Here is a 7,061-nt window from a genome sequence, read left to right as displayed (position 1 = left end):
GTTCCATTGGAGGATGTCGAGACCGCAACACGGGTGTTGCGTCTTCTGGAGGAACGGTCGATCCGGTACCTGGCACAAGCGGGGCAGCAGTGAAGTAGCAACAGGTACAGCTGCGCCCGGCGAGCGGGACGCAGGGCACGCAGGAAACGAGGGATGGACACAATGGCGGAGGGACTGCGGGACACGGAACGGGACCGGCTGCGCATGACCGTGTTCGCCTGGGCGCTGGCGCTTGCCACCGGGCTGGACTATTTCGACAACGCGAGGTTCGGCTTCTTCACGCGGCACATCGCGGGCGGCATCAACGCTTCGCCTGACGAGCTGGTCTGGGCATCGACGGCCTATGCCATGACGTCTGTGCTCGGCATTCGGCAGCAGCAGTGGTGGGTCGAGCGCGTCGGATACCGGCGCTACCTCGGTTTCAGCCCGAGACGGCCTGTCGCATGATCGAGGCAAACGTCGGCGTTGGCGTGCTGCCGGAAAGTACCGCGGCACGTCATGCAGGAACGATGGCGCTTCGGATCGGCCAGCTCAACGATGAGTGGGCCGAACGCAAGCTGCAAATATGCGTCGCCGACTCCGAGGCGTTGCCGCTGTTTGCGCGCAAGCTGGTCGATCTTCTGGTCGAGGACGGGCTCGGGCGCCAGGACTGAAGTCCGCCCCGCCGCTGTTCCTGCTACGTCTTGTTCGCGACCATCTGCTTGAGCTGGTGCTTGAGCAGCTTGCCGCTGGCGGTGGTGGGGATGGTGCCCACGCGCAGGATCTTCTCCGGGCGCTTGTAGGGCGACAGCCGGTCAACCAGGTACTCCTGCAGTGCCACCGCATCGAATTTTTCGCCATCCTTGATTTCGACGAAGGCGATCACCTCTTCGTTGCCGTCCGCGGCGGGCTGTCCGACCACCGCCGAGAGACGCACCGACGGATGCGTGTTGATCACGGATTCGACCTCGATCGGATAGACGTTGAAGCCGGAGCGGATGATGATGTCCTTGGTGCGGCCCACGATGAACAGTGCGCCGTCGGGCCCGAGCCGGCCGATGTCGCCTGTGTTGAGCCAGCCGTCGGGGCGCAGCGCTTCGTCGGTCAGCTCCGGCGCGCGGTAGTAGCCGCGCATGACGCCCGGCCCCCTTACCCACAGCTCGCCCGGCTCGCCTTCGGGCGCTGGTTTGCCGTCCGGCCCCACCACTAGCAGTTCGGCGCCTTCGACGATCTCGCCCGCGGAGCAGTCGCGGCGCGGCCGGTCCATGCGGGTCACGAACAGCGAGCCCGTATACTCGGTCATGCCGTAGCCATGGTGCAGCGGTTGGCCGAACATTGCCTCAACCTCTTGCTTAAGCGTCGGGTCGAGCGGTCCGCCGCCAGTATAGAGATAGCGAAGCTGAGGCGACGGCGCCAGCGGCGCGCCGCTCGTTCGCACGTACGCGAGGATGCGGCTGAACATGGTCGGCACGCCCTGCATCAGGGTAATCGTCCCCTGGCGGATCGCCGCGGTGACATCGGCGGCGTTGAAGCGGGCGCTGAGGTACAGGGTCGCGCCGGCCTGCAAGGTCGACAACAACAGCGTGCCCAGGCCAAACACATGCGACATCGGCATGACCGCGTAGGCGCAGTCCCCGGCGTGCATGCGGCGGGATTCCACCGTGACGCGCGCGAAATGCAGCAAGCCGCGGTGCGTGACCATCACGCCCTTGGGATGCCCTGTAGTCCCCGAGGTATAGATCAACACGGCTACCTCGTGTGCCAGTGTTTCGGGCTCACGCCCGCTGGTCTCGTCGATGGCGCTGACCATGAGCGGGCCCACTCCTTCCGGAGCGATTTCCCGGGCACGGTAGCGAATGCCGTGCCGCAGAGCGTCCGGCGATGCGGCGTGGGAGAACAGCATCAGCCGCGGACGGCAATGCGCCCGAATCTCCTCGACTTCGCGCGGCGACAGTCGGGCGTTGACCACCACCGGCCACGCGCCCAGTTCCGACAGCGCGAATACCAGCGTGATCACTGCCAGACAGTTTTCCGCCACGATCAATACGCGGTCGCCGGTGCCGACGCCTTGCGTCTGCAGGTAGCGCTGCGCGGCCTCGATGCGCCCCCATAGCTGTGCAAAGGTGACGGTGCGGCCATCCTCAAGCACGGCCGCATGCCCAGGGGTCTGGACAGCCCAGTGGTGTGGGATATCGCTAATCCGTTGTGTAGTATCTCGGTCCGGAGGCATCGCGGGAGTCCTGGTGCTCGGTAAAAAGGCCGTTCGAAGCAAGGCCGTTCGAAGCCGTTCGGCAAGGCGAACGGTGCCAGTGTATGTGGGCAGTCAGTGCGCCGCAATCGCGGATTGGCAAAGGCGGATTTCCTTGTTTCTAAATGCGGCTTGGCATGCTGTTGCCGCATCAGGCCAATTGCTGCTCCGGCCAACGTGGCAAGACTGTCTCGGCCCACGGGGTTGCGATGGTAGCGCGCCCTGTGCCGAGCCGCCCGACTGCGTGCAGTGACAGACCAAACCAGTCGTAGAAGGCCGCTTCCAGATCGTTGCGTGGCGACCAGCCGGTGCGCCGTCTCAGCTCCGCGGATCTGGCCCCGTCGGCCAGCACCTCGAACAGTGCCCGCATCAGACGTTGGGTACGGCATAGCTCGGTCAGCGCGGCACCTTCCGAAAACAGTGTCCGTCGCACCTGCGCAGGCGAGGCGCGCAGCAAGTCAGCGATGAACGCCGCGCTCCAGGCGTGCTGCGGTTGTACGAACACACGACGCGAGATGCGGTGGTGAAGCGACATGCCAGCCGTACTGCCGGATTGCAGCTGCAGTTCCAGGCTGCAGCACGCCGGTTGGATCGCACCGCCATCCAGGCACATGTCGATGGCCTCGAAGGGTGCCACCACCAGGGGATGCCCCGGAACGACCACGCGCTCGAATCCCCGCCGCCGCACCAGGGTTCGGCCCCGCGTCGCCGTGATGAGCAGCGGGAATGCCGGCAGCAAGCCGGACAGGTGGACTGGCGAGGCCGCCTGCAGTTGGACGCGCATGTTCGGGGCACTCGTGTTGCGGCAATCGGTTTACACCACGCCCTTGGTGCGCAACGCTTCCAGCTGCTGCGGTTCAAGCTTGAGATAGCCGCGCAGCACCTCCACGGTGTGCGGAAAGGACGTGGCGACGGAATCTGTCATGGTGGTGCTTGGTGTAACTTTGGGCTGACCGCCGTGCAGAGACGGGCAGAGGTACGGCCCGATAGCGGGCGCGGAATTCAGGCGCCGCGCGCCTCGCGGATCATGTTGCGGGCGATGATGACCTGCTGGATCTGCGTGGTGCCCTCGTACAGCCGGAACAGGCGCACGTCGCGATAGAAACGTTCGATGCCGTACTCGGAGATATAGCCCGCGCCGCCGAGGATCTGCACGGCGCGATCGCATACCCGGCCCACCATTTCTGTGGCGAACAGCTTGCAGCAGGACGCCTCGGTGGAGACGTTCTTGCCCTCGTCGCGGCGGCGCGCGGCGTCGATCACCATGCATTCGGCCGCGTAAAGCTCGGCCTGGCTGTCGGCCAGCATGGCCTGGATCAGCTGGAACTCGGCGATTGGCTGGCCGAACTGTTCGCGTTCCAGCGCGTAGTTCAGCGCGTCGCGCAGTACGCGCTTGGCCACCCCCACGCTGACGGCCGAGATATGCAGACGGCCCTTGTCCAGCACCTTCATCGCGGTCTTGAACCCCTGGCCTTCCTTCAGGCCGATCAGGTTGGCCGCCGGTACGCGTACGTTCTCGAAGATCACGTCGCAGGTATGCGCGCCCTTTTGGCCCATCTTCACGTCGCGCTTGCCGAAGCTGATGCCCGGCGTCCTGGCATCGACGATAAAGGCCGACACGCCGGCCGAACCCTTGATGTCGGGGTTCGTGCGCGCCATCAGCGTAAACATGCCGGCCTGCGGCGCATTGGTGATGAAGCGCTTGGTGCCGTTGACCACGTAGTGGTCACCGTCCTTGATCGCCGTGGTGCGCAGCGAGCCGGCATCGGAGCCGGCATCCGGCTCGGTCAGTGCGAACGATGCAAGGATCTCGCCGGTGGCCAGACGCGGCAGCCAGGCGGCCTGCTGTTCCGGCGTGCCATCCATCAGGATGCCCTGCGAGCCGATGCCCACGGTGGTGCCGAGCAGCGAACGGAACGCCGGCGAAGTCTGGCACAGCTCCATGATCACGCGCGCTTCCTCTTCCATGGTCAGCTCAAGGCCGCCAAAGCGCTCGGGGATGGTCATGCCGAACAGGCCCATCTCGCGCATGTCCTGCACGATGTCCTGCGGGATTTCGTCGGTCTCGGCGACCAGTGCCTCGGCGGGTACCAGGCGCTCGCGCACAAAGCGGCGCACGCTGTCGAGCAGTGCTTCCAGGGTTTCGTTGTCGCGAATCATGTCGGGTCTTCCTGAGTCAAGTCTTGGGGCAGATGCGACCGGCTTGCTCCCTATCCCATAGTCGGGGGCGGGGAGCAAAGCGGGCTGGCGGTCGATCAGTAGCGTTCAAATACCGCGGCAATGCCCTGCCCGCCGCCGATACACATGGTTTCCAGGCCGTAGCGGCCGCCGCGGCGCTGCAGTTCATGCAGCAGCGTCGCCAGGATGCGCCCACCGGTGGCGCCGATCGGGTGGCCCAGCGAGATGCCCGAACCATTGACGTTGAGCTTCTGCTCGATCGCGTCCTGGTCGTTCCACTCCCAGCCCTTGAGCACGGCCAGGACCTGGCAGGCGAAGGCTTCGTTCAGCTCGACCAGGTCCATCTGGTCCAGCGTCAGGTTCAGGCGTGCCAGCAGCTTCTTGACCGCGGGAACCGGGCCGATGCCCATGTGCGAGGGCTCGCAGCCGGCCGCGGCCCAGCCGACCAGGCTGGCCATCGGCGTCAAGCCAAGTTCGGCCAGCTTGTCTTCGGCGACGATCAGGCAGGCGGACGATGCGTCGTTCTGCTGGCTGGCGTTACCGGCGGTCACCGTGCCGTTGGGCATCAGCGCGCGCAGCTTGCTCAGGCTTTCCGTCGTGGTGCCTGGGCGGAAGCCCTCGTCGCGCGCGAAGGTCACGGCGTCGCCCTTGCGCTGCGGCACCTGCACCGGCACGATCTCGGCGTCGAAGCGGCCGGCTTCCCACGCAGCGGCGGCGCGCTCATGGCTGCGCGCGGCGAAGGCATCTGCCTGCTCGCGGGTAATGCCGTAGTCGCGTGCCAGGTTCTCGGCGGTTTCGATCATTCCGGAGATCTTGCCGAAGCGCTCGACCGGCTGCGAACGCTCGCGGCCGCGGTCGAGTCGGTCGTAGAACTTTACGTTGCCCGAGCGCGAGCCCCAGCGCATGTCGGTGGTGTAGTACTCGATGTTGCTCATGCTCTCGACGCCGCCCGCGATCACCACATCGGCGGCGCCGCTTTGCACCATCATCGATGCGGTGACGATGGCCTGCAGGCCGCCGCCACAGCGGCGGTCCAGCTGCATGCCCGGGACTTCGACGGGCAGGCCTGCCTGCAGCGCGGCCCAGCGGCCCACGCAGGGCACTTCGCTGTTGGCGTAGGACTGGGCGAAGACCACGTCATCGATGCGTGCGGGATCGATGCCACTGCGTTCGACGACCGCGCGCACGGTAGTGGCGGCCAGCTGCTCGACGGGAACCGGGCGCAGGCTGCCGCCAAAGGTGCCGACGGCGGTACGGAGGGGAGTGACGATAGCGGCTCGACGCATGAAAGTCTCCTTGTAAATTCTGTTGGGTACGCGAAAAAGGCGGTGGGTCAGGCAGTACCTGCCTGTGCAACGAAAACGGCGCCGCATTGGCGCAGCAGCGTGTGGGCCTGGCGCTCCAGGTCCTCGCGGTGTTGGGGAGCGGCAATGTCCAGCATGCGGCGTACGCGTTGCGACAGGGTCTTGCCGCGCAGATCGGCGACGCCGTGCTCGGTTACGATCAGGCCTGCGTCGGAACGCGCCGTGCTGACCGGGCCGGACAGCTGCGCCACGATGCGGCTTGCGCCCTTGACTGTGGCCGGCAGGGCAACAATGGGCAGGCCGCCGCGGCTGCGCGCGGCCCCGCGCAGAAAGTCCGGGGCACCGCCAACGGCGCCCACGTAGACGCCCGCGGCGACTTCGGCATTGACCTGGCCGGTCAGGTCGACCTCGATGGCCGAGTTGATCGCGGCCAGCTTATCGATGCTGGCGAGCACTTCGGGATGATGGGTATAGCTGGTCTCGCGCAACTGCAGCTGCGGATTGCGGTGCGCCCAGCGCCGCAGCCGTTCGCTGCCCATCAGGACGCCGGCGATGCCAACACCGGTATCAATGGTCTTGCGTGCGTTGGTCAGCACGCCGGCTTCGGCCAGCGCGGCAATGCCGTCGCCGATCGCGCCGCTGTGCAGGCCCAGGTCGCGGCGGTCGCCCAGCGCCGCCACGATGGCCTCGGGCAGGTTGCCGATCCCCATCTGCAGCGTGGCGCCGTCCTCGACCCAGCCGGCGATGTGGCGGGCAATGGCCTGCTCGGCCAGACCGGGCGCGCTGCGCTCCAGGCTGATCGGCGCATGCGCGGCATCCACCAGCAGATCGATATCGTCCGCGGTCAGGTGGCGGCTGCCATAGGTCCATGGCACGTCCGGATTCACTTCCGCGATGATGATGCGGGCGCAGTCGAGCGCGGCGGGGATGTACTCATGCACCAGGCCCAAGCTGTAGCGACCTGCCTCGTCGGGCGGCGATACCTGCACCAGCACGACGTCCGCGCGCAGCGTGCGCTCGCGAATCAGGCCGGGCAGGTGCGAATAGTGGCTCGGCACGATGTCAAGTACACCGGCCTTGGCCAGCTGTCGGTGTGGACCACTGGCGGCATAGCCGAAGAAATCGATGACGTCGGCCTGGACCGGCTGAAGCGTCTCGGATTGGCCGATCCCCACAAAGACGCCGAGCCGGCCGCCCTGCGCGATGGTGTGGCGGTGCCCGACCAGCGCGCGCGTGAGCGTCAGCGGTTCGGCCGTGGCCTGCCCCCACCAGATGTGATCTCCGGGGCGGATCAGGTCGCTCAGGTCAGTGGCAATGCGTGCGGTGTCCAACGTCGTTGCGTTCATGGCGTG

General features: G+C 66.5%; 5 protein-coding genes and 2 pseudogenes. 2 read left to right on the top strand and 5 right to left on the bottom strand.

Going from position 1 to position 7,061, the window contains the following annotated elements; all coding sequences use genetic code 11:
• Nucleotides 1-162: 162 nt before the first annotated feature.
• Nucleotides 163-417 (top strand): annotated as a pseudogene (locus K2O51_RS35025) (hypothetical protein); the annotation flags it as partial.
• Nucleotides 418-428: 11 nt separating this feature from the next.
• Nucleotides 429-653, top strand: a pseudogene (locus tag K2O51_RS35020) (LysR family transcriptional regulator); the annotation flags it as partial.
• A 23-nt stretch (nucleotides 654-676) separates the two neighbouring features.
• Here K2O51_RS35020 and K2O51_RS35015 read toward each other — a convergent pair.
• The 5 genes from K2O51_RS35015 to K2O51_RS34995 form a co-directional block, all read right to left on the bottom strand.
• The gene (locus tag K2O51_RS35015) at nucleotides 677-2,209 is read right to left on the bottom strand and encodes a class I adenylate-forming enzyme family protein (protein WP_220632151.1); all 1,533 of its coding nucleotides are present in this window, start codon (nucleotides 2,207-2,209) and stop codon (nucleotides 677-679) included.
• 169 nt (nucleotides 2,210-2,378) lie between these two features.
• Nucleotides 2,379-3,011, bottom strand: coding sequence for an AraC family transcriptional regulator (locus tag K2O51_RS35010; protein WP_220632150.1), 633 nt, complete (start codon nucleotides 3,009-3,011; stop codon nucleotides 2,379-2,381).
• A gap of 218 nt (nucleotides 3,012-3,229) precedes the next feature.
• Nucleotides 3,230-4,387: an acyl-CoA dehydrogenase family protein gene (locus tag K2O51_RS35005; RefSeq protein WP_220632149.1), complete on the bottom strand. Its 1,158-nt coding sequence runs from the start codon at nucleotides 4,385-4,387 to the stop codon at nucleotides 3,230-3,232.
• Between the two features lie 95 nt (nucleotides 4,388-4,482).
• Nucleotides 4,483-5,691 carry an acetyl-CoA C-acetyltransferase gene (locus tag K2O51_RS35000; RefSeq protein ID WP_220632148.1) on the bottom strand — a complete coding sequence of 403 codons (1,209 nt, stop codon included), beginning with the start codon at nucleotides 5,689-5,691 and terminating at the stop codon, nucleotides 4,483-4,485.
• A gap of 47 nt (nucleotides 5,692-5,738) precedes the next feature.
• Nucleotides 5,739-7,055, bottom strand: a complete 1,317-nt coding sequence (locus K2O51_RS34995) for an acetyl-CoA hydrolase/transferase family protein (protein WP_220632147.1) — start codon at nucleotides 7,053-7,055, stop codon at nucleotides 5,739-5,741.
• Nucleotides 7,056-7,061: the final 6 nt, after the last annotated feature.

The organism is Cupriavidus pinatubonensis (genome assembly GCF_019602855.1).
In the GTDB taxonomy this organism is placed as follows: domain Bacteria; phylum Pseudomonadota; class Gammaproteobacteria; order Burkholderiales; family Burkholderiaceae; genus Cupriavidus; species Cupriavidus pinatubonensis.
This window is presented reverse-complemented; position numbering and strand designations above follow the sequence as displayed.

Excerpts from the sequence above, each read along its gene's own strand:
- K2O51_RS35015 (WP_220632151.1), bottom strand. The coding sequence starts at position 2,209 with ATGCCTCCGGACCGAGATACTACACAACGGATTAGCGATATCCCACAC.
- K2O51_RS35010 (WP_220632150.1), bottom strand. The coding sequence starts at position 3,011 with ATGCGCGTCCAACTGCAGGCGGCCTCGCCAGTCCACCTGTCCGGCTTG.
- K2O51_RS35005 (WP_220632149.1), bottom strand. The coding sequence starts at position 4,387 with ATGATTCGCGACAACGAAACCCTGGAAGCACTGCTCGACAGCGTGCGC.
- K2O51_RS35000 (WP_220632148.1), bottom strand. The coding sequence starts at position 5,691 with ATGCGTCGAGCCGCTATCGTCACTCCCCTCCGTACCGCCGTCGGCACC.
- K2O51_RS34995 (WP_220632147.1), bottom strand. The coding sequence starts at position 7,055 with ATGAACGCAACGACGTTGGACACCGCACGCATTGCCACTGACCTGAGC.